The sequence below is a fragment of the Burkholderia sp. EMB26 genome (assembly GCF_024730645.1).
Lineage (GTDB): Bacteria > Pseudomonadota > Gammaproteobacteria > Burkholderiales > Burkholderiaceae > Burkholderia > Burkholderia cenocepacia.
The window spans coordinates 2,157,297-2,181,961 of record NZ_CP078071.1 but is presented as its reverse complement, the minus strand read 5'-3'; the positions used below and the strand labels follow the sequence as shown (position 1 = coordinate 2,181,961).

Here is a 24,665-nt window from a genome sequence, read left to right as displayed (position 1 = left end):
CCGGAGACGGTACGACGCGCATGCGCATCGTGCCGTCCGTTGCCCGCCACGATGACACGCCCGACCCGCACCGCCGCCGCCCTCACGATCGCCTGTCTGTTGCTCGCCGCCTGCGGCGGGGATGATGACCCGACGCCGCCCGCCACGTCGGTCGACAACAACGGCACGGCGCCCGCACCGCAACCGCAACCGCAACCTCAGCCCACGCCTGACCCGGCGCCCGCGACCTACTACCAGACGAAGACGCCGTACCGCCCGCAGCAGGACGCCGCGACCTACGAAGCGCCGCCGGCCGACTACGCGCCGGTCTACACCGAACTCGTCGCACGGCACGGCTCGCGCGGGCTGTCGGGCTTCAAGTACGACGGCGCGATCTACGCGATGCTGGTCAAGGCCGAGGCTGACGGCGCGCTGACCGCGCTGGGCGCGCAACTCAAGGCCGACACGTACGCGATGATGAAGGCCAATGCGCTGCTCGGCTACGGCGTGCAGGGCATCTCGACACCCGGGTACGGCAACCTCACGCAAACCGGCATCCGCGAACATCAGCAACTCGCCGCGCGTCTCGCGCAGCGGCTGCCTGCGCTGTTCGCCGCGGGCAACCGGCAGGTGGTCGTCGTCAACTCGGGCCAGGATCGCGCGGTCGACAGTTCGACATATTTCTCGGCGGCGCTCGTTGCCGCGCAGCCGGCACTGGCGCCGGCCATCACGCTGCCGGCCGCACCGGCCGGCTATCCGGCGAACGCACCGGTCGCGCAGCCGGCCGGCACCAATCGCTTCCTGCTGTATTTCCACTCGCTGAAGCCGGCCACCGATCTCGTGACCGACACGAGCGATCCGTACTACGCGACCTATCAGGCGAGCCAGGCATACCAGGCCTATGCAAACGACGCGACGGTGGCCGCGAAGCTGAAGGCGATCAAGGCCGCGCCCCAAGCGGCCGACGTCGCGCAAACGGTGCTGTCTGCGCTCGTGTCGCCGGCCTTCATCGCGAAGCTCGGCACCGACGGCTACACGTTCGCGAACACCGGCACCTATGCGTTTACATCGACGGACGGCAAGTTCACCAACACGCTGAAGGGCGACGGCAAGACGAAGATCGCGACGGCCGTCGATGCGGTGAACGTGCTGTACAACCTGCTGCAGGTTGCGCCGGCCATGACCGCGGAAACCGGCGGCGTCACGATGGAGAAATACATCGGTGCCGAGCAGGCGCAGTATCTCGCGTACCTGCAGGACGCCGAGGACTACTACCAGAAAGGGCCCGGCATCCAGGAAGCGAACCCGGTGACGTACCGGATGGCGAAGGTGCTGCAGGACGATTTCTTCGGTGAAGTCGATGCGATCGCGCGCGGCGACCTGACGCATGCCGCGAAGCTGCGCTTCACGCACGCGGAGATCGTGATTCCGTTCGCGTCGATCATGAACCTGAAGAACGTGTTCGTGCCGACGCCGCAAGCGCAGACGTACACATATGCGAACAACCCGTGGCGCGGCGACCAGGTGTCGCCGATGGCCGCAAACATGCAATGGGATGTTTATCGCAACGGGACGCGGCTCATCGTGAAGATGCTGTACAACGAGCGCGAGACGGATTTCCAGGCCGCGTGCGACGGCGCGAAGATCGCGCCGACCAGCCACTTCTACGACTACGCGGGGCTGAAGCAGTGTTACGGGTATCAGTGACGCATGGTGACGACAACGTATGCCGGATGCGCGATGCATCACGTCGACGACGTCCGCCCTTGTCCTTCATGCCCGCAATCACCGTCGACAATCTCGAATATCGCGGCCAATTAAAATATCTGATTGCGACCTATCAAGTTTTATCATCTCTGGTCGTTACTATGAATTTCGACCAGGGATGGCATGAATTCAATCATTACGCGCTCGTTTGGCGGACTCACTCGCCCCTACTATATTCGTAACTTTCTTTTCAGCTTGATCTTCCCCACGGTTTTCATCTTCATTTCCAGCTTCGGGAAAGAAGGCCTTCCCGGAGGGTTGCTCGCGCTTGTATTGATTTTCATGGCGGTGAGTTGCCTCCTCTACCCTTATTCCCGATTTGTCTACGAAAGCGTCGTGAACTACATCGTTGGACGCAATATGTTCTTTGTCAATGCAGCATTGATGCTGGTTGTCAAGTTCATGACCATGTTCCTGTGTTGGTATCTAGCCATTTTCATCGCACCGCTCGGCCTGGCATACCTTTTCTTCCGTCATCGCCCGACAGGCGCCAACTGAAAAACCGGCCCCGCGCGGTCAAGTACCGCGCTCGGTCATGTCCGCCCGACTCGCCCCTTCCTCCCCTTTCCGCTCGACGCTCCACGTATGGATCGGCCGATGCCCGGGCCGCTCCCACTCGGGCGGCATCCACAGATGCCTCAAGCGCTGCAGAACCGGCCCGGGTGCGAGCACATCGCGCCACATGTCGACGAATTCGTGCACGTTCAGAACAAGAAAGTTGTACGAACGAATCTGCTGCGTGATGCCGTAGTCGACCGGCTCCGTTTCCTCGACATAGGTGCCGAACATCCGGTCGAAGATGATCAGCACGCCGCCGTAGTTTCGGTCGATGTACCGCGGATTGCGGCCATGATGCGCGCGATGGTTCGACGGCGTGTCGAACACGTACTCGAACCAGCGCGGCAGCCGGCCGATCGCTTCGGTATGCACGAAGTACTGGTACGCGAGATCGACGGCAAGCAGGAACAGCACGACGGCGGGCGGAATGCCGAGCCACACCGGCGGCAGATAGAACAGGAACACGCCGACGAACGCGTTCAGCAGCGACTGGCGCATCGCCGTCGTGAAGTTCATCACCTCGCCGCTGTGATGCGGCACGTGTGCGGCCCAGAACCAGCGCACGCGGTGCGACGTGCGATGAAACCAGTAGTAGCAGAACTCGACGACGACGAAGATCGGCACGATCGTGAAACCGTTCACCGGCACGTCGAACAGCCGGTGTCGATAGACCCACGCGAAGATCGCACCGGTCAACAGCAATCCCGTCACGGTCTCGGCCACCTGATAACCGGCGCCGAGCGACAGGTTCGCGACGATCTCCTTCCAGCGAAACGGCTCGCGGCGGCCGCGCCGGGTCATTACCGCGTACTCGACCGCGAAGGCGATCAGGAACACCGGCGTCATGCCGATCAGCAGCACCTGCTTCCAGTCCACGTCGTTACCCAGGAACGCATGGAGGCACGTCATCAACTCGGTCGGCATGTCGGCAGCCTCGATCGGGAACTGCCGCGCAGTATGGTCGCGCACGGGTCGGCCCGCGTTGACACTTGCCGACGATTACTTGACACTTTCCGCCATGCCCGCCGCCTCCCCGCTCGCGACCCAGCGCATCTACTACTCGAGCACGTACGTGCGGCTGCTGTTCGACTATCTGTCCGGGCAGGGCAAGGATGCGGCGCGCGTGCTCGGCGAGGCACGGCCACCCGAGGACGACCGCGGGCTGACGCTGTACGCGAGCGCGCATTGGCGGCGTCTGCTCGAACGCGCGGCCGATGCGCTCGACGATCCGCTGCTCGGCCTGCACGTCGGCCAGCGGATCACGCCCGCGCATCTCGGCGCGCTCGGCTATGCGCTGCATGCGTGCCGCGACGCCGGCGCAGCGCTCGCGCGCTGGCAGCAATACGAACACCTGATCGCGAACGTCGCGCGCATGGAAGTGCGCGTCGAGGCAACGTCAGTGGCGATCGAATGGCACGATGCACCGGAACCGCTCGGCCCGCTCGTCGACGAAGTCGCGCTGACCGCCATCGTGCAATTCGCGCGCAATATCACCGGCACGCGCACCGGGCCCGACGAAGTCTGCTTCGTGCATCCGTCGCCCGGCGACGAACAGCCGTACCGCGACTACTTCGGCTGCCCGGTCCGGTTCGGCCAGCCGGTGAACCGGCTCGCGTTCCCGTTGCGCTTGCTCACGCAGCCGCTGCAGCGGCCCGACGACGCGCTGCGGCAGATGATGGAGCGCCAGGCGAGCGCGCTGCTCGCGGAACTGCGGCAGACGGACGATCTCGAACAGTCGGTGCGCGAGGCCGTCGCGCGTCTGCTGACGCAGGGTGAAGTGAGCATCGAGCAGATCGCGTCGGATCTGCATGTGTCGTCCCGCACGCTGCATCGCCGGCTGGCCGGGCTCGGGCTGAACTTCCGGCGCCTGCGCGAGGATACGCGGCGGCGGCTCGCGATCGATCATCTGAACGATCCGCGGCTCACGCTCGCCGAAGTGGCCTGGTTGCTCGGCTATTCCGAACACAGCGCGTTTACGCGCGCCTTTCGGCGCTGGACCGGGGAATCGCCGCAGCAGTGGCGCAGCCGTCAGCCGGCGCGGGCAGCCAGCGTCGCGCGCGGCTGAGCGGCTGTTGGGGCGGGTGCACGCATCGCGCGCGGACGAACTCGCATCGGCTCGCGTGGTCGAACCCGCATCGCCGGAGAACCCTCATGAAACGCGTCGCCCTTGCCGCCGCCCTGACCCTGTTTGCCGCCTTCAACGCACCGGCCATCGCCGGTGCGCCCTCCGGCGCTGTCGCGCCGGTTCCGGCTCAGGCCCATGCGAAAAATTGCGTGCCGTCGCGGGATGCCGCGCCAGGCGCCCGTTCGCCGTCCGGCGCACCGCCGATCCGCGTATGCGTCGGCGACGCCGACACGCAACTGAACCTGCCGTGGTTCCTGACCGACGTGCTCACCGCGGTGGACACGCATCAGTCGCCAAGCGGCCTGCTCCACAAGATGCGCAACGATTTCTGAAGCGCAGCCGCACCCCATCGTTCATGGCCCGTCGGCGCGCTTCAGCACCTCGATGAACGTGCCGACGATGCCGGCCCACATGGCAGGATCGGCAATACGCTCCAGCAGCACCCGCAATGCCCGTCGTTCTTCGTTCGACAGCACGCCGTGCGTGCCGCGGATGCTGTCGTAGCGCGGCGTGCCGCGCGACGCGAGTGCGCGATCGAGCGAGTAGTCGCGCGCCTGTCCATCCACTGCAATCCTGATCCACAGCGAACCGCCGTCCGCCACGGCGGCGCCATCGGTCACGATGACCGTGGGTCCGGCATTTTCTTCCATCGTCACGCTCCGGTTTGAGGCCCTGGCAGAAGTCTGCCGCCGGCCGCGCCACATGGAAATGTTTCTTTTTGAGACACAATCACAAAACCACATCAATATTTAAACAACAATATTTCGTAATATCGCGCCGCGTCTTATACTTGCCGCGCACCATCCTCGTGCCAAGAGACGGTGTTTTTTGTCCCGGCTGCACACACTGTGCGGCCGGGGCTTTTTTCGGTACGCTGCGTCGATATACATGCTCAATGCACGCATGTTATTGAGGAATGCTGCCAGATGAAGGATCGATCGCGACAGGCCGAGCCGATGCCGTCGCGCCGGCCGAATCGACCGGCGTCCCGAAACCGGCGCGCGAGCCGCATGGCCCGAATCGGGCATGCGGGATGCGCGCCGTTGGCGCATCGACCGGTTCGACTTGCCACGTCATGCGTACAACACCAAAGGCAACCGCGGGACTGTGGGCGCTCACGCCCGGCTCGAAGCCCCTTTTTCATCGCCGCGGCGCGTGGCCGCGCGTCGTGTTTTTCGCCGCCGTGATCATTTGCGTGCTCGTGCCCGCGTTCGCGATCGTGCTGGCCGACCGCTACGCGCGCGATGCCGTCACCGCGCATGAACGCGTCGTGGCAAACGACATCGTGGCTTCCGTGGACCGCATTCTGGACGGCGTGCGCCTTCGACACGCGGACGAGCTGACCGCACTGGTCGGGCGGCCGTGCGCGACGGTGTTCCGGACACTCGCCGAAGTGGGCACTCGCCTGCGCTATCTGCGAGCGGTCGCGCTGGTAAATGACGGGCGCGTGATGTGTTCGTCGGCGCTCGGCTCGATCGACCTGCCGCTCGCCGCATATGCGCGCGAACCCGAACCGGGATCGATGATCGTCACGCTGCTGCGCCAGACGCCGTTCCAGCATGGCATTCCGGTACTGTCCGCGTTCCGCGCGACCGCGCGCGGCGCGGGCGTCCTGTACCTGATCGAAGGCGACTACGTCGCCGACGCGCTGAACCACGGCACCGGCGATGGCGCGGAAACGGCCACGCTGTCGATCGCGAGTTCGGGCCGTCTCGATCAGCACGGCAAGTTCGCGCCGGAAACGGCGGCCGGCCCCGCCGGCGGCAGCACGATGGCGTCGCAGCGCTGGCCGTTCACGGTGTCGGTCATCGCCTCGGCGCGCTACGCGGCACAGGTGCAGCGCCACTACCGGCTGATCTGCGCGACGATCGTGCTGCTGGCCGACAGCCTCGTGATGGCCGCTTACCTGCTCGCGATGGCCCCGCGGCGGCTGTTGCTGAAAGCGGTGCGCCACGCGCTCAGGCGCAACGAATTCCATGTCGTGTACCAGCCGATCGTCGACGTGCAGACGCGCAGGACGGTCGGCGTCGAAGCGTTGCTGCGCTGGCACCATCCGAAGTGGGGGGCCATCAGCCCGGCCGCATTCATCCCGCAGGTGGAATCCAGCACCGTGCTGCCGAAGGTCACCGAATTCGTGCTGCGCACGGCCGTGTCCGAACTGACCGCGCTGACACCGTCCGCGCCGCTGCGCATCGCCGTGAACGTTGCGCCGCAGGATCTCGAGCGCGGGCGGTTCGTGGCCGTCGTTGAGGAGGCGATCCGCGCGCTGCCGCCCGGCTTCACACTGGTGCTCGAAGTCACCGAGCGCATCCTGCTGGAGAAGAACGCGCGAACCACCGAGATTTTCCAGACGCTGCGCTCGAAAGGCGCGAAGTTCGCGATCGACGATTTCGGCACGCATCACAGCAATCTCGACATGCTGTCGCGCTTTCCGTTCGACTACGTGAAGATCGATCGGCAGTTCATCTCGCAACTGGACGGCGGCAGCGCGAGGCTGATCGAGGGGATCGCGGCCGTCGCGCATCACTACGGCCTGAAGATCATCGCGGAAGGCGTGGAGACGGAAGCGCAGCATCGCGCGCTGCATGCGGTCGGGATCCAGTATGCGCAGGGATATCTCTACCAGCGGCCGCTGCGCGCGGAGAACCTGAAGCGCGATTTCGCATGGGCGCCGGTGTAGCGGCGCCGCCGACGGCGACTACTGCGCGCCGTATCGACCGTCGAGGCGCACGCGGCCCTGCTCGACCCATCCTTCGAAGTCGTCGCCGGTCTTGCCGTTCACGTACATGATGTTGTACCAGCGCCCGTGCGACTTGTAGACGGTCACCGAATCGCCGGGAACGATGAAGGTCTGCTTCGTCATGCATTGCGCGTCGGGCGCCGAGTAGAAATACGCGCGCCCCGTGCCGATCACCGTACCCGACGCCGGCGGCCGGAAGTTGTCGTCCGGGCCGCTCGTGGCCGCATCGAGCTGCCCGCAATCGACCGCGCGCCTCGCATGCGCGCCGCTCGCAGCCAGGCTCGCGCCGAGCACCAGCATCGCGATGCCCATGCGCATCGTCATTTTCATCTGCGTGATCCGTTCTGTATGCCGTATGGTTGTTTCGGCGTGCCGGTTCGCGCCCGGCACACGCTCAATCCTGCGCGATGGTCGTCGCTTCGACGCCTACCGCTTCCGGATGATGCCCGAGCCGGGCGGAAATCGCCTGCCCGGCCTCCTTCAGCAACGCGACGTAATGCGCCTTCGTGTCCGCGCCGCACCGCATCGTCGGGAACGACAGCGACAACCCCGCGATCACGCGACCGAAACGGTCGAACACCGGCACCGCGAGACACAGCAGGCCGTCTTCCTGCTCCTCGTTGTCCTCGCCGTAGCCCTGCTGCCGCACGTGCGGCAGGATGCTCATCACCGCGTCCGCCGACGCCAGCGTCTTCGCGGTCGACTTCCTGAACTCGATGCCGGCCAGCACCGCACGCGCGTCGCCGGGCGTCATCCATGCGAGCAGCACCTTGCCGATCGCGGTGCTGTACAGCGGATTGCGCCGGCCGATCCGCGACTGCATGCGCAGCCCGTAATCGGCGTCGATCTTGTGGATGTAGATGATCGCGTCCTCGTCGAACGCGCCGAGATGCACGGCTTCGCGCGTCAGTTGCCCGATGCGGCGCATCTCGAGATCGGCCTCGCGCACGAGGTCCACGCTTTCCAGCGCCTTGCTGCCGAGCTCGAACAGCCGGATCGTCAGCCGGTAGCGGTCGGTCTCGCCTTCCTGCGCGACGTAGCCGAGCGTCTTGAGCGTCTGCAGGAAGCGATGCACCGTCGTCTTCGACATGCCGAGCTGGTGCGACAGTTCGCTGATGCCGATCTCGCGGCGCTCGCCGAGCGCGGCGAGGATCGTGAAGACCTTGCCGACCGCGGCGACCGAATCGGGCTTCTCGACGCTGCCTGCCGCCGACAGGTCGGCCCCCGGTTGGCCGCCACCGGTTTCCTGGTTCGCCTGATCGCGCTTGCGCTGCCTGGGCGTTGCTGTCATGTCCGTGAATCCGTGAGATGCGAATCGGGAGAGCATAACGCGTTCATCGCGCGAGCCGGTCAGCGCGCGAGCCAACCGCCGTCGACGGCCAGCGTATGGCCGTGCACGTAGTCCGACGCGCGCGACGCGAGGAACACCGCCGCGCCCGCGAGATCGTCCGGCACGCCCCAGCGGCCGGCCGGGATGCGGCCGAGGATTTCGTCGCTGCGCCGGCTGTCCTCGCGCAACTGCGCGGTGTTGTCGGTCTCCATGTAGCCGGGCGCGATCGCGTTCACGTTGATGCCGCGCACGGCCCATTCGTTCGCGAGCAGCCGCGTGAGGCCGAGCACGCCGCTCTTCGACGCCGTGTACGACGGCACGCGAATGCCGCCCTGGAACGACAGCATCGACGCGACGTTCACGATCTTGCCGCCGCGCCCCTGCCGCACCATCTGCCGCGCGACGGCCTGCGACAGGAAGAACACGCTCTTCAGGTTCACGTCGATCACGGCGTCCCAGTCGGCTTCGGTGAACGCGAGCGCATCGCAGCGGCGGATCATGCCCGCGTTGTTGACGAGGATGTCGACGTGGCCGAACGCATCGACCGCACCCTCGACGATCCGCTCGACCGGCTCGAGCGTCGACAGATCCGCGCGCACGTCGACGAAGCGCCGCCCGGCGGCCGCGACGCGCGCCGACGTTGCATCGGATGACGAACGATTCGCACCGACGATGTCGCACCCGGCCGACGCGAGCGCGACGGCCATCGCCGCGCCGAGCCCCGTGTTGCAGCCGGTGACGATCGCGACCTTGCCGGTGAGGTCGAACAGGCGGGCGAGCGCGGCATGCGCGCCGGCGGCGGGAAGTTCGGGCGTTTCGCGTTTCATGATGTCAGCGCAGGTCGGCGACGGCGATGTGATCCATGTCCTTGAACACCTGGTTCTCGCCGGCCATCCCCCAGATGAACGTGTATGCCTGCGTGCCGACGCCGGAATGAATCGACCAGCTCGGCGAAATCACGGCCTGCTCGTTGTGCACCACCACGTGACGCGTCTCCCGCGGTTCGCCGAGCAGATGGAACACGGCCGCGTCGGCGGCGAGATTGAAGTAGAAATACACCTCCATCCGCCGCTCGTGCGTGTGACACGGCATCGTGTTCCACAGGCTGCCGGGCTCGAGTTTCGTCATCCCCATCGACAACTGGCAGGTCGGCAATACGTCGGGCACGATGAACTTGTAGATCGTGCGACGGTTGCTCGTGGCCGCGTCGCCGAGCGTTTCGGGCGATGCCTGCGCGAGCGTGATCGTGCGGGTCGGATAGGCCGTGTGCGCGGGCGCGCAGTTCAGGTAGAACTTCGCCGGCCGCGCGTGATCGTCGCTGCCGAACACGACACCCTGCCCGCCTTGCCCGATATAGATCGCCTCTTCGGTGCCCACCGCATGACGCTGCCCGTCGACCTCGACCCAGCCCGGCCCGCCGATGTTGATCGCCCCGAGTTCGCGCCGCGCCAGCAGATGGCTCACGCCCATCGCGGCGCCGAGCGACGCCGGCACCTCGACCGGCCGCGTGGCCGGCCACGCGCCGCCGACGATGATGCGGTCGATATGGCTGTAGGTGAGCGACAGCGCGTCCGGCGCGAACACGTTCTCCACCAGGAAATGCCGGCGCAGGCCGGCCGTGTCGAGCGCCTTCGCGTGTTCGCTGTGTATGCCCTGTCGCACGTCCATGCCGGTTCTCCGTTGGGGAATGGGCAGGCCGCCGGCACCGTCGCCGCCGCTCGCCCTGATGAAGATTGAAGCACACATTTATCAAATTCGGAACGTCGATCCGGATTTTCGATCCAGCTTCGTCGGTCGATCAATTCCTTTGCTGCCATAGCCATCGCGTCTTACGGGTATACGACTACCGATGAAATTCACAAAAACGGACCATCGTTCCGAACTCTGTCCTATAGTCAGTCAGCAGACATCATTCGACAACGGGACGCATCGACGTCCACGGAGGAGACGTGAAGCTGAAACAGGCCATCGACCGCATTCCGGGCGGGCTCATGCTGGTCCCGATGCTGCTGGGTGCGTGCGTGCATACGTTCGCCCCGAACGCCGGAAAGTACTTCGGTTCGTTCACCAACGGCCTGATCGCCGGCACGGTGCCGATCCTCGCCGTCTGGTTCTTCTGCATGGGCGCGACGATCAACCTGCGCGCGACGGGCGTCGTGTTGCGCAAATCGGGCACGCTGCTCGCGACCAAGATCGTGGTCGCGTGGCTCGCGACGCTGATCGCCGCGCAGTTCATCCCCGACGACGGCATCCGCACGGGCCTGTTCGCGGGCCTGTCGCTGCTCGCGATCACGACGTCGATGGACATGACCAACGGCGGCCTCTATGCGGCCGTGATGCAGCAGTACGGCAGCAAGGAAGAAGCCGGCGCGTTCGTGCTGATGTCGATCGAATCGGGGCCGCTCGTCAGCATGCTGATTCTCGGCGCGGCGGGCGTCGCGGTGTTCGAGACGCGGCTCTTCGTCGGCGCGGTGCTGCCGTTCCTGATCGGCTTCACGCTCGGCAACCTCGATGAAGACCTGCGCGAGTTGTTCGGGCGCTGCGTGCATCCGCTGATTCCGTTCTTCGGCTTCGCGCTCGGCAACGGCATCGATCTGAACGTGATCGCGAAGAGCGGGCTGCCGGGTATCGCACTCGGGCTCGCGGTGATCGTCGTGACGGGCGTGCCGTTGATTCTGGCGGACAAGTTCGTGGGCGGCGGCAACGGGACGGCCGGACTTGCCGCGTCGTCGACGGCCGGCGCCGCGGTCGCGAACCCGGCGATCATCGGCGAGATGATTCCGAAGTTCAAACCGATGGTGCCGGCGGCGACGGCGATCGTCGCGACCGCGTGCCTCGTGACGGCGATCCTCGTGCCGATTCTGACGGCGATGTGGGCGAAGCGGGCGGCGAGGGTGTCAGGGGTGCCGGTGAGGGTCGCCGCGCGGGTCGGGAATGGCGGGGCGATCGAGCATGAGGGGCATGTCTGAGGAGGAACAGCGATCGCCCGGTGATTCGCCGCCTTCGGCTTCTACGACGACGGCATTCCGTGGGACGTTTCCGCCGTGTCGCGGCTCACGGGAGCGTAGAACACGCGGCACCACACCCGGTAAACCACACAGGCGCCGCCGAGGGTCAAGATCGCCATCGTGATCGGCAACACGCGCATGCCGATGTGGACTCCGGGATCAATCAGTCGTCAGGTGCGCGATGCCGGTTAGCCGGGCGGGTGGTCGACGGACGGCGATGCGACGTTCTGGTGAAAAGGTGCTGCGTATCGTCAATCTGGTCGGTTCGGGTGTCGTGCAACCTGCGCCGTCTTGCGGGCAGGGTTGGCAGTCCGCGCGCGCGTAGCATTCTCGCTCTTCGAGCACGCGGCCAGCAGGCACGAAACAAGCAAGGCGATAGACGTTCTACACATGATCAATCGAGCCTGCTGCGCGTGGCCGCAATTGAACGAGCGGGTTGGCCACGCAGCCTTGACGCATGAACCGGTCAAGCCTGCTCAAGGTACGCAACGAGTTCCCACGCAACTTGTTCAACGTGCCGGCGCGTCCCCATCATGCTGTCGAGCACCGCCAGCTTTCTCGGTTCATGCACGACGACAGACGGCAGCGCGTCGCCCTTGAGGAATCGGCGCTGCGTATCGCCAAACTGACCCGCACCGAGTTTCGCGCACCATACGCCGTCTTCCGGGCAGGTCTGGCCCGTGTGAGCAACCGTACCCAACGGCAGGCGGGATGCGACGTTTTCCGGTTGCTCGGCCTGCGAAGTCTTGTCCGCGGATCCTGGGAGCGGTAATCCTGTCGCGGGATCGAGATGTTTGGCTTTCGCCATCTCGTTGATGAACTCGTCTGAAGGCTTCTGCGGTGGCGTCGCTGCGTCTTGTTCCTTTTGCCATTGGAACGTGCCGTCCCACGGCGGCAGTTTTGCCGGCGGCAGCGGAACAATCTTGTCGATATCCGGGACCTTGGGATTGCGGCCGTCGTTGTCTCTCAGAAACACTCCGATAAGGTTATAACGTCGGCTTCGTTCCGCATCCGGCTGCGCGCCTAGTGCATACAACGGATTCCTCCCGGCCTTCGCGTCGAACGACTCTTCAAGGAGTAGTGCAGACTGGCTGCTTCCTGCCTCGACACTTTTCTGAAATGCCTGAGAAGCTTTCATAAAATCTTTGTCATTCTGAAAAGTCACCCCAAGATAGTTCGCGGCATCCGCGTGACCTTGATCCGCAGCACATTGAAACATTTGACGAGCAATATCAGGCGCTGCATCAGCAGGATCAAGCAAGTTTGCCACGTAATACTGCGCGTCGGCATTCCCAAGGTCAGCAGCTTTTCGGATATACCGTCGCGCTGCGTCTTCATCATGCTGGAGACCGTAGCCACTCAACAAATAGTGACCAATGTCGTAGTATCCGCTCGGCACTCCAGCCTTGATAAGTTGCTCCGCAAGATCAACGCTTTCCTTTTCGGGATCAGGCGATGATGCCGCTCCGGATGAAATCAGAATTTGCAAATTGTGATTAGCCTTGTAGTGCCCATGCGCGGCAGCGATCCGATAGTAGCGCGCAACATCACCAAAATCCTTTTCACCCTCCTTTTTCTGAAGGTATCGACCATACTCAAACAGCTTATCTGCCTCCGGATCGAGAGGCGGCAAATGATCGACCTCATGCGCACAAGTGAAAGCCAGATTCAGACGCACAGCATTTACATCAGGTAACGAGTTCATGGCACTCTCATTCTTCGAGCAAGCCGCCAGTAGGCATGAGATCAGTAGGATGATAGAAATTCTTCGCATACTTAGTCGAGCGCGCTTCGCGTGGTCGTCGCAGTCTGAAAATTGACAATTGAAGCAAATGGCGGTTGCTTCTTTGAATTCAGGAAAGTTTGATTTTTAGAAAGAATCATCTTCCAAGTATCATAAACTCGCCCAAAATCATCGCCAACTGAATCACTCAAAACATCACCAGCATCCTTTACCCCCTGTCCCGGACTCGGCTTCGTATGAATAGTCCACAGCCGCTTCCGAAGCGACTTCGTTATATCGCCATTTTCGTGAGCTATATTCAGCTCACTATCCACTTCCATACTGCGCGTGTTGACGTTTGCTGATCCATGAGTTGTAAACACATCATCTATCAGCATGATTTTGCTATGTACATATGTATTCATCCAATTCCCGGCCGGGGAGTCTGGCGCAACCAACGTACATATTAACGCCTTAAGCCCGGGAATTTCCCCAGGAACAATTTTTCCATGATTATTATTGTCAATCTTAGAATCCAGTTCCTTCAATTGTTGTTGTAATTTCTTTTTTTGTGCAGCCAGTTTCGCGTAATACGCCGCCATTTGCTCCGGTGTCCCTGTACCGTACACATTCGCCCCCTGCACGGCACTGTCCACGCCGTCGATCTGAGTCATCAGATTCCAGCGTTGCTGCTGCATTGCGTCATTGCGCTCCAATCTGGTGACGTTCGGCATCGTATCCGCATGGCCCAGCGACTCCATCATGCGATACGTCGATACCTGTCCGTGGTCCAACGCGTCATCGCTAGAATTGGTCACCACGAACAGATAAAGCGGTCCGTGCTTGCCCACATCTCTGCCACCGCTGGTCTGCTTGTTGATAGCGGCCTTAATGTGGTCGACCAGCGGTGGCCAGCGAAAACCCGTGGCTTGCACGACGACACGGTTCCACCGTCACCGATCCCACCGCGCGATGCCCGAGCCGACCCACCCCGCGGCCCTGCTATGATCGTTTGCCTCGCGCCCGTTGCCCGCCTTTTCACAAAAGGTGCCGGAACAAACGCTACGCCGACGCGAGCCGCTGCAAAAGCCTAAAAAGAGCAATAGAGAGGCGACGGGGCGCCCCTGGCATACCCGTCGCGGATTTCCGATCCGGCCGTGCGGGCTTCGGTCCGCCATCAGGAGACATCTCCATGAATTTCATCTTGCGCGTCGGGCGCACCTGGGACACCCAGATCGATGCCATTCGCGACGCCGTTACCGAACACACGAACCTGATCCGCTACGACAACACGTACTACCGGATCTGTTCGAATGCGGCGCCGCCTTCGTTTACGATCAGCCTGCTTCCCAGCACCGGCGGCACACCGCTCGTGCTCAACATGCGTACGCGCGACCTGTACGTCGAGTTGATCGGCGGTCATCCGTTCGAAAACTACTCGCACAATCTCGACCGGATGCCGTTCGATGCGATCGCCACCAGTGGCAGCGACGCGGTGCGCGGCTTCTCGCTCGATAGCGCGATTCGCGGCCTGCTGCGCACACCCGGCGGCGACAAGCGCATGCTCACGCCCGATGATCGCTTCCTCGCGCAATCGCTCGTCGTGTTCTGCGTGGCCGAGTCGCTGCGATTCGACAAGATCGCGACCGAACTCGGGCAGTACTTCCGGTCGTCTTACGATCCGAATCATCCGGAAATCACCAGCTTCCTGAAGGGCGCCACGCCGATCCGGTATCTGCAGTCGTGGTTGAAGATGGCGAAGAACTGGGAAAAAACGACCCGGGACGTATTCGACGGCATCCCCGACAAGATGCGCGAGATCGTCGTCCAGCCGCGCGACCGGTTGTCGCCGGCCGACCGGCAGGCGTCCGCGCGCGTCGACACCACCGCGTTCGGCGAAGTCACGCAGAAGATCGCGCCGGGCATGCGCGTGCTGATGCGGCCGTCGTGACGCTCCGGCTTCCTGCCACCTGATGCCATCGACCACCGCCGGCGCGAAGCGCTTCCAGGCGCTAAAATCCGCCGCCTGAGCATCCACGACGAGCAAGCGTTTTGACGGCGTTCGAGCAGGGTTTCATCCTTACCCGCCACTGGCGGGACACCGCATCCGGCATCGAGATCGAGTTCTGGTTGGCAACCGGACACGGCCCGCGCCGCGTGCGGTTGCGCCCGCAGGAAGCCGTCGCGTTCATCCCCGCCGAGCAGCAGGCGCTCGCCGAGCGCACGCTGGCCGGCGAGCGCGACGCCGAGTTGCGGCCGCTCGCGCTGCGCGACTTCCGGCAGCGCCCGGTCGTCGGCCTCTATTGCAAGCGCTACCGCCATCTGTCCGGGCTCCAGAAACGCCTGGCCGCCGCCGGCGTCGACGTCTACGAAGCCGACGTGCAGCCGCCCGACCGCTACGCGATGGAGCGCTTCATCACCGCCTGCGTCGAGTTTCGCGGCCAGCCCGGCCGCGACGGCACGCTGACCGGCGGCGAGCTGAAGCCGGCGACCGGTTACCGCCCCGCGCTGCGCTGCGTGTCGCTCGACATCGAAACCAGCGTCCACGGCGAGCTGTACTCGATCGCGCTCGAAGGTTGCGGGCAGCGCCAGGTCTACATGCTCGGCCCGCCGAACGGCGACGAACGCGATGGCACCGGCACGCTCGATTTCAATCTCGACTACTGCGACAGCCGGCCCGCGATGCTCGCGCGGCTGAACGACTGGTTCGACGAGCACGATCCCGATGCGGTGATCGGCTGGAATCTCGTGCAGTTCGACCTGCGCATCCTGCACGCGCACGCGGAGCAATACGGCGTGCCGCTGAAACTCGGGCGCGGCGGCAGCGTGCTCGACTGGCGCGCGCACGGCCAGCAGCCCGACCACTTCTTCGCGGGCGCGGCCGGCCGGCTGATCCTCGACGGCATCGACATGCTGAAATCCGCGACGTGGACCTTCCCGTCGTTCAGCCTCGAATACGTGTCGCAGTCGCTGCTCGGCGAAGGCAAGTCGATCGACAATCCGTATCAGCGGATGGACGAGATCCAGCGCCGCTTCGATCACGACAAGCCCGCGCTCGCGCGCTACAACCTGAAGGATTGCGAGCTCGTCACGCACATCTTCGACAAGGCCGACCTGCTGTCCTTCGCGCTCGAACGCGCGAGCGTCACGGGCCTCGCGGCCGATCGCACCGGCGGGTCGGTCGCGGCGTTCACGCACCTGTACCTGCCGCGCATGCATCGGCTCGGCTATGTCGCGCCGAACCTCGGCGACGTGACGGGGCAGAACAGCCCCGGCGGCTTCGTGATGGATTCGCGCCCCGGGCTGTACGACTCGGTGCTCGTGTTCGACTACAAGAGCCTCTATCCGTCGATCATCCGCACGTTCCTGATCGATCCGGTCGGGCTGATCGAGGGGCTCGCGCACCCCGCCGACGAAACATCGGTGCCCGGTTTTCTCGGCGCGCGTTTCTCGCGCACCGCGCACTGCCTGCCCGACATCGTGCGGCGCGTGTGGGAAGGCCGAGACGACGCGAAGCGGCAGCGCAACGCACCGCTGTCGCAGGCGCTGAAGATCATCATGAATTCGTTTTACGGCGTGCTCGGCTCGACCGGCTGCCGCTTCTTCGATCCGCGCCTCGCATCGTCGATCACGATGCGCGGCCACGAGATCATGCACCGCACGCGCAAGCTGATCGAAGCTCAGGGTTACGAAGTGATTTACGGCGATACCGATTCGACGTTCGTATGGCTCGGCCGCGCGCATGACGACGACGAAGCCGGCGCGAAGGGTCGGGCACTGGTCGAGCACGTGAATCGCTGGTGGCAAGCGCACCTGCGCGAGCAGTTCGGGCTCGACAGCGCGCTGGAGCTGCAATACGAGCGGCATTACCGCCGCTTCCTGATGCCAACCGTGCGCGGCGCGGAAGAAGGCAGCAAGAAGCGCTACGCGGGCCTCGCGGCGACGGCCGACGGCGGCGAGGATCTCGTGTTCAAGGGGCTCGAAACGGTGCGCACCGACTGGACGCCGCTCGCGCAGCAGTTTCAGCGCGAGTTGTACCGGCGCGTGTTCAGGCGCGAACCGTATCAGGATTTCATTCGCGACTACGTGCGGCGCACGCTGGCCGGCGAATTCGACGATCAGCTCGTCTACCGCAAGCGCGTGCGCCGGCCGCTTCGCGAATACGAGCGCAACGTGCCGCCGCACGTGCGCGCGGCGCGCATCGCCGACGAGTTCAATCATGCGCAGGGCCGGCCTCTGCAGTATCAGCGCGGCGGCTGGATCAGCTACGTGATGACGACGGCCGGCCCCGAGCCGCTCGAAACGATGCGCTCGCCGATCGACTATGCGTTCTACCTGAGCCGCCAGCTTCAGCCCGTCGCCGATGCGATCCTGCCGTTCCTGCGCGACGATTTCGAACGCGTGATCTCCGGGCAGGGGCAGTTGTTCGGCGATTGACGGATCACACGCCAGCCCGTCCCGGTTGCGCACGCAACCGAGCCTTGCAGGCCATTCATCGCGCGTCGACCATGAGTCTGCGGATCGATCCGAAGCCGCATCGGTCGGCATTCGCACGTCCCCACCTGCCGCACGACAAGTAAAACCGATTGCCTCGATCAGGCGTCCGGCTTTGACGCCGCGCCGACCGGTCGCTCCGGCCGCATGCCGGATCATTGGCCTCGCGACCGATGCACGCACCTGCCGCTGAGCCGGGCCGTCCCGAGCGACACGATTGATGCAATCAGGGTCGCCTCACCACACGCGTCAGGAACGGCCCATGCGGCAAGCACCGTTGCAGCCATCGCCGATGCGTGATCGCCCCGGCATGCGCATTGCGCACTCTCACGCATTCTGAAACACAGCTCGCCAGGAATCGCCGTTTATCCGGCCGTTCCGGGTTCCTAAACTTGCTCCATCGATCTGGCGGCCTGCCGCAGGTACGTCGAATCGCAACGAAACCGTCTGAGGAAATCGTGAAATCGCTCATCGTTACCATCGCCGCCGTCATCGCTACCGCCACCGCGCTGCTTGCCGCACCGACCCTGTCGTACGCGCAGTCGTCGTCCTACTCGACGCTCACCCGCGCGCAAGTGCGCCAGGAGTTGCTGGACCTCGAATCGGTCGGCTACAACCCGTCGATCGGCGACGGCGACAGCTATCCGGACGACATCGTCGCCGCGCAGGAACGCCTGGCCGCGAAGCGCCTCGCCGAACACAAGAATGCCGAAGCGGGCTACGGCCCGAACGGCGCACCGGGTTCGGAATCCGGCGCGCCGGCAGCGGCGGCCGTGGCGCACTGACGCGCCGCCGGTCGCCGAGAGGAAGCCCCCAACTCCGCGCCGCCCCGCGGGCATGCGGCTAAAATACCGGCCTGCCGCGCGTCCCGCCGCGGCCGGAGGACACTCATCATGACCGCACGTCGCGGTGCCGCGGTCGCCATCGCACCCGGCCACGAGACAGCCAGCCTGTCGAAAGCCCAGCAAACGTTCAATACGCTCGTCAAGCAGATCGAGACGCGGCGCGAGCGGCTCGGCGCGTGGGAAGCCGTGATGCCGGCGTTCCAGAAGAAGTTCGTCGACGCTCTGTTGCCACTCGAACAGGAAGCGACGGCGCTGCGCATCCGGCTGATCCATCTGCTCGACGATGCGTTTCTGCAGAAGGGTCTGAGCAAGGCCGAGCAGCGCACGCTGTCGGACCTGATCGTCGACATGGCGCGCGACTTGCTCGACGTCAGCGACGACGCGACGTTGAAAATCATCTACGATCGGCATGCCGGACCCGCGCACACCGGCCACGCGGCAGGCGCTCCCGAGCCCGCCAAACCGGGACGGGAACAGGAACCCGAGCCGCAACCGCCAGAAGATCTCGACACGCTGTCGCCCGACGAACTCGCGGCACGCATGCAGGCTGAACTCGACGCCCAGTTCGAGCGCGACATGGCCGCCCATGCGGCCCGCGAGGCGCAGCGCGCCAAGCGCAAGAAGGCACCGAAGCAATCGGCCGCGCAGGCCCGGATCGAAGCCGAGCAGGCCGAATCGAGCAAATCGATCCGCGAGATCTATCGCAAGCTGGCCAGCGCGCTGCACCCCGATCGCGAACCCGATCCGCAGGAGCAGCAACGCAAGACCGTGCTGATGCAGCGGGTCAACCGTGCCTACGAGAAAGGCAACCTGCTCCAGCTGCTCGAACTGCAGCTGGAAATCGAACAGATCGACCGGCGTGCGATCGACGGTCTCGGCGAAGCGCGGCTCACGCGCTACAACGGCATCCTGGAGGAACAGCTGCGCGAACTCGATCAGGAGATCGTGCACGTCGAGCACGACTTCCGGCGCACGTACGGGATCGCGCCGTCCACCAAGGTCGCACCCGATACCGTGCTGCGCATGCTTGCGCGCGACATCGCCGGCATGCAGCGGAGCAACCAGGATTTGACCGTCACGCTGCGCGAGTTCGAGGATCCGGATCAGGTCAGGAACTGGTTGAAGGACATGAAACGCCGGCCCGCATCGTCACGCTTCGACGACGAATCGTATTGAGCCGCCTGCGCGCGCGTCACCGCACTTCGCCGATCCCGCCCATCAGCGTCATCAATTGCTCGCGCAGCCACTGGCTGCCCTGATCCTGATCGGCGCTGCGATGCCAGTAGCAGAAGTAGTCGAGCCCCGGCATCTCGAACGGCAGTTCCAGAATGCGCGCCGGATAGCGCTGCAGCAGCCGCAGCGGCGCCGTCAGCGCGAGATCGCTTCGCATCGCGATCAGCGGTGCGACCATGTAGTGCTGCACGCGCATCTGGATATTGCGGCGCAGCCCGAGCCGCGTCAGTTCCGCGTCGACGTGCCCGCTGCCCTTGCGGCGGCTCGATACGTGGATGTGGCCCATCGACAGGTAGTCGTCCATGGTCAGCGTGTCGCCGTTGAACGGGTGATCGTCGCGGATCATGCACGCGTAGCGGTCCTGCACCAGCAGCGCCTGGTGCAGATGCGGATCGCCGATCAGCGGCGCGTCGATCGCGATGTCGACCGAGCCGTTCGCGAGCGCGGTCGCGACTTCGCGGCGGTCCATCGTATAGCTGCGCACGTGCATGCCGGGCGCATGCGTCTGCAGCAGTTCACCGAGCGCGGGCAGCAGCAGCGCCTCGGTCAGGTCGCTCATGCTGAGCCGGAACACGCGCTCGGACGAAGCCGGGTCGAACACGTCGCCTTCATGCGCGCTCGAATCGAGCAGTTGCAGCGCCTCGCGCACGCGGCCGACGATGTTCTCGGCCATCGGCGTCGGCATCATCCCGGCCGGCGTGCTGACGAACAGCGGATCGTTCAGCGTCTTGCGCAGCCGCGCCAGCGCGTTGCTGACGGCCGGCTGCGTGAGGTTCAGCACCTCGGCCGCGCGCGTCAGGTTGCGCTTGTTGTAGATCGCCTCGAATACGACGAACAGGTTCAGATCAATCTTCGAAAGGCGCATCGCCGGATCTCCTTGCCGGCATCTTAATACGGCATGCGCCTCCCGTTCGCCCACGTCGCTCTCCCGCGCGGCGCGCCGCTCAGCCGCGCGGCGGCGGCGTCAGGTACGGCGCGGTCGCGCCGGGTTCGCCGTCCTTGATCTCCATCCGCGCGATCGCCTGCAGGTGCACCTCGTCCGGGCCGTCGGCGAAGCGCAGCGCGCGGCCCCAGGTCCACAGGTCGGCCAGCGGCGTATCGGGGCTCAGGCCCGCCGCGCCGAATACCTGCATCGCGCGGTCGCACACGTCCGTGTAGACGGTCGGCACGAGCGCCTTGATCATCGAGATTTCCTTGCGCGCGGCCTTCGCGCCGACCTTGTCGATCATCCACGCGGCCTTCAGCACCAGCAGGCGCGCCTGGTCGATCTCGATGCGCGAGCGCGCGATCCATTCGCCGACCGTGCCGTGCCGGTTCAGCGGCTTGCCGAACGCGACGCGCGACTGCGCGCGGTCGACCATCAGCTCCAGCGCCAGCTCGGCCGCGCCGATCGAGCGCATGCAGTGGTGGATGCGGCCCGGCCCGAGGCGCGCCTGCGCGAGCGCGAAGCCGCTGCCTTCCTCGCCGAGCAGGTTGCGCGCCGGCACCCGCACGTTGTCGAACGTGATCTCGCAGTGCCCTTCCGGCGCGTGGTGATTGACCACCGTGATGTTGCGCACGACCGTCACGCCCGGCGTGTCGCGCGGCACGAGGATCATGCTCTGCTGCTGGTGCGACTCGGCGTCGGGATCGGTCTTGCCCATCACGATGAAGATCTTGCAGTTCGGATGCGCGGCGTTGGTGATGAACCACTTGCGGCCATTGATCACGTACTCGTCGCCGATACGCTCGATGCGCGTCGTGATGTTGGTCGCATCCGACGACGCGACGTCGGGCTCCGTCATCGCGAACGCCGAGCGGATCTCGCCGCGCAAGAGCGGCAGCAGCCACTGTTCGCGCTGCTCGGGCGTCGCGAACATGTGCAGCAGCTCCATGTTGCCGGTGTCCGGCGCGTTGCAGTTGAACACTTCCGACGCCCAGCTCACGCGGCCCATGATCTCGGCGAGCGGCGCGTATTCGAGGTTCGTCAGGCCCATCCCCGGCTCGTCGTCCTTCAGGTGCGGCAGGAACAGGTTCCACAGCCCTTCCGCCTTCGCGCGTTCCTTCAGTTCCTCCATGAACGACACCGGATACTGGCCCGCGTGCACTTCGTCGTTCCACTGGCGAATGCGCGGCACGATGTGCGCATCCATGAATGCGCTCACGCGTTCGCGCAGTGCTTCCACTTTCGGGGTGTAGCCAAAGTCCATGATCGACTCCTCGAGATTCCGTGTTTCCGTTCGTTCGGTTCAGAAGGCCGAGACGCCGCCGTCGACGGCGACGGCCTGCCCGGTCAGATACGTGTTTTCCTTCGCGCACAGCGTGAGCATCGTCGCGACGATTTCGTCGGGCCGGCCGAGCCGCTTCATCGGCGAGCCCTGCGCCAGAAACTCCTGGCGCTCGCCGATCTCGCTGTCGGTGACCATCGGCGTCGCGCTGTAGAACGGGCATACCGCATTCACGCGGATGCCGTGGCGCGCATATTCGAGCGCGGCCGTCTTCGTAAGCCCGACCACCGCATGTTTCGACGCCGCATACGCGGCCAGCTTCGGCGCGCCGCCGAGCCCGGCCATCGACGCGACGTTCAGGATCACGCCTCCGCGCTGCGCGAGCATCTGGCGGATCTGGTGCTTCATCCCGAAGAACACGCCTTTCGCATTCACCGCGAAGCTCAGGTCGAGATCGGCTTCGTCGGTGTCGATCAGCGCCTTCATCGGCGGGGCGATGCCCGCGTTGTTGATGCCGACGTCGAGCCGCCCGAAGCGCGCGACGGCTTCCTGCACCAGCGACGCGACATCCGTTTCGATGCGCACGTCGCAGCGCTGCGCGAGCACGTCGGCGCCGCCCGCGCGCAACGGCGCGGCCACGCGTTCGAGCGCATCGCCGTTCAGGTCGCCGAGCGCGAGCCGCGCGCCCATCGCGGCGAGCTCGCGCGCGAGCAGCGCGCCGAAGCCGCTCGCGGCGCCGGTGATCATCACGGCCTGGCCGGCGTAGCTGTCGAGTTTCATCGCGCGCTCAGATCGTCAGGCCGCCGTCGACGACGATGCATTCGCCGTTCGTGTAGCTCGCCGCGTCCGACACGAGATACAGCACGGTGCCGGCCATTTCGCGCGGCTCCGCGTGGCGGCGCAGCGGGATCTTCGTCATCCAGGTTTCGTAGATGTCCTTGTCGGCGAACAGCGCGCCCGCGAACTTCGTCTTCGTGAGGCCCGGCAGCAGCGCGTTCACGCGGATGCCGAGCGGCCCGCATTCCTTCGCGAATGCCTTCGTCATGTTGACGACGGCCGCCTTCGTGATCGAGTAGATGCCTTGCCGGTCGCCCGGCTGCAGCGCGTTCACCGACGCCGTGTTGACGATCGCGCCGCCGCCGTGCGTCTTCATCAGCTTGCCGGCCTCGACCGACATGAAGAAGTAGCCGCGGATGTTCACGTCGACGGTCTTCTCGTACGCGGCGAGATCGGTATCGAGGATGTGCCCGAAATACGGGTTCGCGGCCGCGTTGTTCACGAGGATGTCGAGACGGCCGTGCTTGCCGCGGATGTGTTCGAACGTCGCGGCGATGTCCTCCAGACGCCCGACGTGGCACGCGAGCGCCTCGGCGCGGCCGCCCGCCGCGACGATTGCGTCCGCAACCGCCTGGCAGTCGTCGATCTTGCGGCTCGACACGATCACGTGCGCGCCTTGTTCGGCGAGCAGCTTCGCGATTTCTTCGCCGATGCCGCGGCTCGCGCCCGTCACCAGTGCGATCTTGCCCGTCAGGTCGAACAGGTTCGTTGCCATGTTGCTGTGCTCCTCCATTGATTGGGTTGTCGTGTCGCCGCGCGGCGAGCGTGACGCTTCGCGGCGATATCAGCGATGCGCGTCGATCACGCCGACGGCCAGTTCGGCCAGCCGGCCGGCCATTTCGCCGACGCGCAGCGCCTGCTCGCTCGATGCGTTGCCCTGCAGCGCGCGCGCCTTCACGCCCTGCGCGATCGCCGCGAGCCGGAAGAAACTGAAGGCGAGGTAGAAATGCCAGTCGCGGATCGGCGCGATGCCGCGCAGCTCGCAGTAGCGCGCGACGATCGCCGCTTCGTCCGGAATCCCGAGCGCCGCGCGATCCTGGCCCGCGAGCCCGCGCACCTGGCCGCCCGACGGCAGCCGCAGGCACATGCAGAAATACGCGAGATCGGCGAGCGGGTTGCCGAGCGTCGACAGCTCCCAGTCGAGCACGGCCTGCACGCGATAGCCGTCGCGCGCGAACATCAGGTTGTCGATCCGGAAATCGCCGTGCACCAGCGCCGGCCGGCCCGTGTCCTCGGGGCATGCTTTCGGCAGCCAGTCGATCAGCGTCTCCATCGCGTCGAGGCGGCCGGTTTCGGCCGCGCGATACTGCTTCGTCCACACGCCGATCTGGCGTTCGAAGTAGTTGCCCGGGCGGCCGTAGTCGGCGAGGCCCACCGCATCGACATCGACGTCGTGCAGCGCGGCCATCGTCTGCAGCAGCGCGTCGTAGCAGGTCGCGCGCTCGGCCTTCGGCAGTTCGGGCAGCGCGGGATCCCAGAAGATCCGGCCATCCTCGAAACTCATCACGTAGAACAGGCTGCCGATGACGTCGCGGTCTTCGCACAGGTGATACGGGTGCGCGACCGGCACCGCGGTGCCCGACAGCGCGGTGAGCACGCGGAATTCGCGGTCGACCGCGTGCGCGGATTTCAGCAGTTCGCCCGGCGGCTGGCGGCGCAGCACGTAGCGGCCGCTCTTCGCATTCAGCAGGAAAGTCGGATTCGACTGGCCGCCGGCAAACTTCTCCGTGTCGACCGGGCCTTCGAAGCCCGGCACGTGCGTTTCCAGATAGCGCGTGAGGCGGGCTACGTCGAGTTGCTGGGAAGGGTTCGTCATCGT

At 65.1% G+C, this 24,665-nt stretch carries 23 protein-coding genes; 10 read left to right on the top strand and 13 right to left on the bottom strand.

What is annotated here, in order from left to right; all coding sequences use genetic code 11:
• Nucleotides 1-51: 51 nt before the first annotated feature.
• Nucleotides 52-1,686 (top strand): histidine-type phosphatase, encoded by a 1,635-nt coding sequence (locus tag KU887_RS26595; protein WP_258256029.1) that lies wholly within the window; start codon nucleotides 52-54, stop codon nucleotides 1,684-1,686.
• Between the two features lie 183 nt (nucleotides 1,687-1,869).
• Entirely contained in the window at nucleotides 1,870-2,244 is a 375-nt protein-coding gene (locus tag KU887_RS26590) for a hypothetical protein (RefSeq protein ID WP_034203042.1), read from the top strand.
• An 18-nt stretch (nucleotides 2,245-2,262) separates the two neighbouring features.
• Here the strand turns inward: KU887_RS26590 and KU887_RS26585 are convergent, their stop codons facing one another.
• Nucleotides 2,263-3,273 carry a sterol desaturase family protein gene (locus KU887_RS26585; RefSeq protein WP_258256028.1) on the bottom strand — a complete coding sequence of 337 codons (1,011 nt, stop codon included), beginning with the start codon at nucleotides 3,271-3,273 and terminating at the stop codon, nucleotides 2,263-2,265.
• Nucleotides 3,274-3,322: 49 nt separating this feature from the next.
• Between KU887_RS26585 and KU887_RS26580 the strand changes: the two genes are divergently transcribed.
• Both KU887_RS26580 and KU887_RS26575 read left to right on the top strand, forming a co-directional pair.
• Complete coding sequence (locus KU887_RS26580; RefSeq protein ID WP_006494522.1) at nucleotides 3,323-4,369, top strand: AraC family transcriptional regulator; 1,047 nt, start codon at nucleotides 3,323-3,325, stop codon at nucleotides 4,367-4,369.
• Nucleotides 4,370-4,455: 86 nt separating this feature from the next.
• Nucleotides 4,456-4,761 carry a hypothetical protein gene (locus KU887_RS26575; RefSeq protein ID WP_006494523.1) on the top strand — a complete coding sequence of 102 codons (306 nt, stop codon included), beginning with the start codon at nucleotides 4,456-4,458 and terminating at the stop codon, nucleotides 4,759-4,761.
• 21 nt (nucleotides 4,762-4,782) lie between these two features.
• On the opposite strand, the gene KU887_RS26570 is transcribed toward KU887_RS26575, so the two are convergent.
• The gene (locus tag KU887_RS26570) at nucleotides 4,783-5,079 is read right to left on the bottom strand and encodes a hypothetical protein (protein WP_058902530.1); all 297 of its coding nucleotides are present in this window, start codon (nucleotides 5,077-5,079) and stop codon (nucleotides 4,783-4,785) included.
• A gap of 425 nt (nucleotides 5,080-5,504) precedes the next feature.
• On the opposite strand from KU887_RS26570, the gene KU887_RS26565 reads away from it, so the two are divergent.
• Nucleotides 5,505-7,109, top strand: coding sequence for an EAL domain-containing protein (locus KU887_RS26565; protein WP_212157543.1), 1,605 nt, complete (start codon nucleotides 5,505-5,507; stop codon nucleotides 7,107-7,109).
• Between the two features lie 18 nt (nucleotides 7,110-7,127).
• On the opposite strand, the gene KU887_RS26560 is transcribed toward KU887_RS26565, so the two are convergent.
• From KU887_RS26560 to kduI, 4 genes are all read right to left on the bottom strand, one after another.
• A complete protein-coding gene (locus tag KU887_RS26560; RefSeq protein WP_048986381.1) occupies nucleotides 7,128-7,499 on the bottom strand; it encodes an SH3 domain-containing protein in 372 nt (123 codons plus the stop codon).
• Nucleotides 7,500-7,563: 64 nt separating this feature from the next.
• On the bottom strand, nucleotides 7,564-8,460 hold the full coding sequence (gene kdgR / locus KU887_RS26555; protein WP_006483201.1) for a DNA-binding transcriptional regulator KdgR: 897 nt from the start codon (nucleotides 8,458-8,460) through the stop codon (nucleotides 7,564-7,566).
• 59 nt (nucleotides 8,461-8,519) lie between these two features.
• Nucleotides 8,520-9,326: a 2-dehydro-3-deoxy-D-gluconate 5-dehydrogenase KduD gene (gene kduD / locus KU887_RS26550; protein WP_060264235.1), complete on the bottom strand. Its 807-nt coding sequence runs from the start codon at nucleotides 9,324-9,326 to the stop codon at nucleotides 8,520-8,522.
• 4 nt (nucleotides 9,327-9,330) lie between these two features.
• Nucleotides 9,331-10,167 (bottom strand): 5-dehydro-4-deoxy-D-glucuronate isomerase, encoded by an 837-nt coding sequence (kduI, locus tag KU887_RS26545; RefSeq protein ID WP_006494530.1) that lies wholly within the window; start codon nucleotides 10,165-10,167, stop codon nucleotides 9,331-9,333.
• Between the two features lie 281 nt (nucleotides 10,168-10,448).
• Here kduI and kdgT point away from each other — a divergent pair, with 281 nt between their 5' ends.
• Nucleotides 10,449-11,468, top strand: coding sequence for a 2-keto-3-deoxygluconate transporter (kdgT, locus tag KU887_RS26540; protein WP_006494531.1), 1,020 nt, complete (start codon nucleotides 10,449-10,451; stop codon nucleotides 11,466-11,468).
• A 505-nt stretch (nucleotides 11,469-11,973) separates the two neighbouring features.
• On the opposite strand, the gene KU887_RS26535 is transcribed toward kdgT, so the two are convergent.
• Complete coding sequence (locus KU887_RS26535; RefSeq protein ID WP_258256024.1) at nucleotides 11,974-13,281, bottom strand: sel1 repeat family protein; 1,308 nt, start codon at nucleotides 13,279-13,281, stop codon at nucleotides 11,974-11,976.
• Between the two features lie 2 nt (nucleotides 13,282-13,283).
• On the bottom strand, nucleotides 13,284-14,165 hold the full coding sequence (locus tag KU887_RS26530) for a phospholipase D-like domain-containing protein (protein WP_258256022.1): 882 nt from the start codon (nucleotides 14,163-14,165) through the stop codon (nucleotides 13,284-13,286).
• A gap of 257 nt (nucleotides 14,166-14,422) precedes the next feature.
• Between KU887_RS26530 and KU887_RS26525 the strand changes: the two genes are divergently transcribed.
• The 4 genes from KU887_RS26525 to KU887_RS26510 all read left to right on the top strand — a co-directional run bounded on the left by KU887_RS26525 (nucleotide 14,423) and on the right by KU887_RS26510 (nucleotide 19,745).
• Entirely contained in the window at nucleotides 14,423-15,181 is a 759-nt protein-coding gene (locus tag KU887_RS26525) for a hypothetical protein (RefSeq protein WP_060212147.1), read from the top strand.
• Nucleotides 15,182-15,282: 101 nt separating this feature from the next.
• Nucleotides 15,283-17,667 (top strand): DNA polymerase II, encoded by a 2,385-nt coding sequence (locus tag KU887_RS26520; RefSeq protein ID WP_258256021.1) that lies wholly within the window; start codon nucleotides 15,283-15,285, stop codon nucleotides 17,665-17,667.
• Between the two features lie 515 nt (nucleotides 17,668-18,182).
• Nucleotides 18,183-18,509 carry a DUF4148 domain-containing protein gene (locus tag KU887_RS26515; protein WP_258256020.1) on the top strand — a complete coding sequence of 109 codons (327 nt, stop codon included), beginning with the start codon at nucleotides 18,183-18,185 and terminating at the stop codon, nucleotides 18,507-18,509.
• 108 nt (nucleotides 18,510-18,617) lie between these two features.
• The gene (locus tag KU887_RS26510; protein ID WP_006483103.1) at nucleotides 18,618-19,745 is read left to right on the top strand and encodes a J domain-containing protein; all 1,128 of its coding nucleotides are present in this window, start codon (nucleotides 18,618-18,620) and stop codon (nucleotides 19,743-19,745) included.
• A gap of 16 nt (nucleotides 19,746-19,761) precedes the next feature.
• Here KU887_RS26510 and KU887_RS26505 read toward each other — a convergent pair whose 3' ends face one another.
• The 5 genes from KU887_RS26505 to KU887_RS26485 all read right to left on the bottom strand — a co-directional run bounded on the left by KU887_RS26505 (nucleotide 19,762) and on the right by KU887_RS26485 (nucleotide 24,662).
• Nucleotides 19,762-20,667 (bottom strand): LysR family transcriptional regulator, encoded by a 906-nt coding sequence (locus KU887_RS26505; RefSeq protein ID WP_006483110.1) that lies wholly within the window; start codon nucleotides 20,665-20,667, stop codon nucleotides 19,762-19,764.
• A gap of 79 nt (nucleotides 20,668-20,746) precedes the next feature.
• Nucleotides 20,747-21,991 carry an acyl-CoA dehydrogenase family protein gene (locus tag KU887_RS26500; protein ID WP_006494538.1) on the bottom strand — a complete coding sequence of 415 codons (1,245 nt, stop codon included), beginning with the start codon at nucleotides 21,989-21,991 and terminating at the stop codon, nucleotides 20,747-20,749.
• A 39-nt stretch (nucleotides 21,992-22,030) separates the two neighbouring features.
• Entirely contained in the window at nucleotides 22,031-22,789 is a 759-nt protein-coding gene (locus KU887_RS26495; RefSeq protein WP_060264229.1) for an SDR family NAD(P)-dependent oxidoreductase, read from the bottom strand.
• Between the two features lie 7 nt (nucleotides 22,790-22,796).
• Entirely contained in the window at nucleotides 22,797-23,561 is a 765-nt protein-coding gene (locus KU887_RS26490) for an SDR family oxidoreductase (protein WP_034178669.1), read from the bottom strand.
• Between the two features lie 69 nt (nucleotides 23,562-23,630).
• The gene (locus tag KU887_RS26485; RefSeq protein WP_006483113.1) at nucleotides 23,631-24,662 is read right to left on the bottom strand and encodes a phosphotransferase; all 1,032 of its coding nucleotides are present in this window, start codon (nucleotides 24,660-24,662) and stop codon (nucleotides 23,631-23,633) included.
• Nucleotides 24,663-24,665: the final 3 nt, after the last annotated feature.

Coding starts and splice junctions, on each gene's coding strand:
- KU887_RS26595 (WP_258256029.1), top strand. CDS start 52: ATGACACGCCCGACCCGCACCGCCGCCGCCCTCACGATCGCCTGTCTG.
- KU887_RS26590 (WP_034203042.1), top strand. CDS start 1,870: ATGAATTCAATCATTACGCGCTCGTTTGGCGGACTCACTCGCCCCTAC.
- KU887_RS26580 (WP_006494522.1), top strand. CDS start 3,323: ATGCCCGCCGCCTCCCCGCTCGCGACCCAGCGCATCTACTACTCGAGC.
- KU887_RS26575 (WP_006494523.1), top strand. CDS start 4,456: ATGAAACGCGTCGCCCTTGCCGCCGCCCTGACCCTGTTTGCCGCCTTC.
- KU887_RS26570 (WP_058902530.1), bottom strand. CDS start 5,079: ATGGAAGAAAATGCCGGACCCACGGTCATCGTGACCGATGGCGCCGCC.
- KU887_RS26565 (WP_212157543.1), top strand. CDS start 5,505: ATGCGTACAACACCAAAGGCAACCGCGGGACTGTGGGCGCTCACGCCC.
- KU887_RS26560 (WP_048986381.1), bottom strand. CDS start 7,499: ATGAAAATGACGATGCGCATGGGCATCGCGATGCTGGTGCTCGGCGCG.
- kdgR (WP_006483201.1), bottom strand. CDS start 8,460: ATGACAGCAACGCCCAGGCAGCGCAAGCGCGATCAGGCGAACCAGGAA.
- kduD (WP_060264235.1), bottom strand. CDS start 9,326: ATGAAACGCGAAACGCCCGAACTTCCCGCCGCCGGCGCGCATGCCGCG.
- kduI (WP_006494530.1), bottom strand. CDS start 10,167: ATGGACGTGCGACAGGGCATACACAGCGAACACGCGAAGGCGCTCGAC.
- KU887_RS26535 (WP_258256024.1), bottom strand. CDS start 13,281: ATGCGAAGAATTTCTATCATCCTACTGATCTCATGCCTACTGGCGGCT.
- KU887_RS26525 (WP_060212147.1), top strand. CDS start 14,423: ATGAATTTCATCTTGCGCGTCGGGCGCACCTGGGACACCCAGATCGAT.
- KU887_RS26510 (WP_006483103.1), top strand. CDS start 18,618: ATGACCGCACGTCGCGGTGCCGCGGTCGCCATCGCACCCGGCCACGAG.
- KU887_RS26505 (WP_006483110.1), bottom strand. CDS start 20,667: ATGCGCCTTTCGAAGATTGATCTGAACCTGTTCGTCGTATTCGAGGCG.
- KU887_RS26500 (WP_006494538.1), bottom strand. CDS start 21,991: ATGGACTTTGGCTACACCCCGAAAGTGGAAGCACTGCGCGAACGCGTG.
- KU887_RS26495 (WP_060264229.1), bottom strand. CDS start 22,789: ATGAAACTCGACAGCTACGCCGGCCAGGCCGTGATGATCACCGGCGCC.
- KU887_RS26490 (WP_034178669.1), bottom strand. CDS start 23,561: ATGGCAACGAACCTGTTCGACCTGACGGGCAAGATCGCACTGGTGACG.
- KU887_RS26485 (WP_006483113.1), bottom strand. CDS start 24,662: ATGACGAACCCTTCCCAGCAACTCGACGTAGCCCGCCTCACGCGCTAT.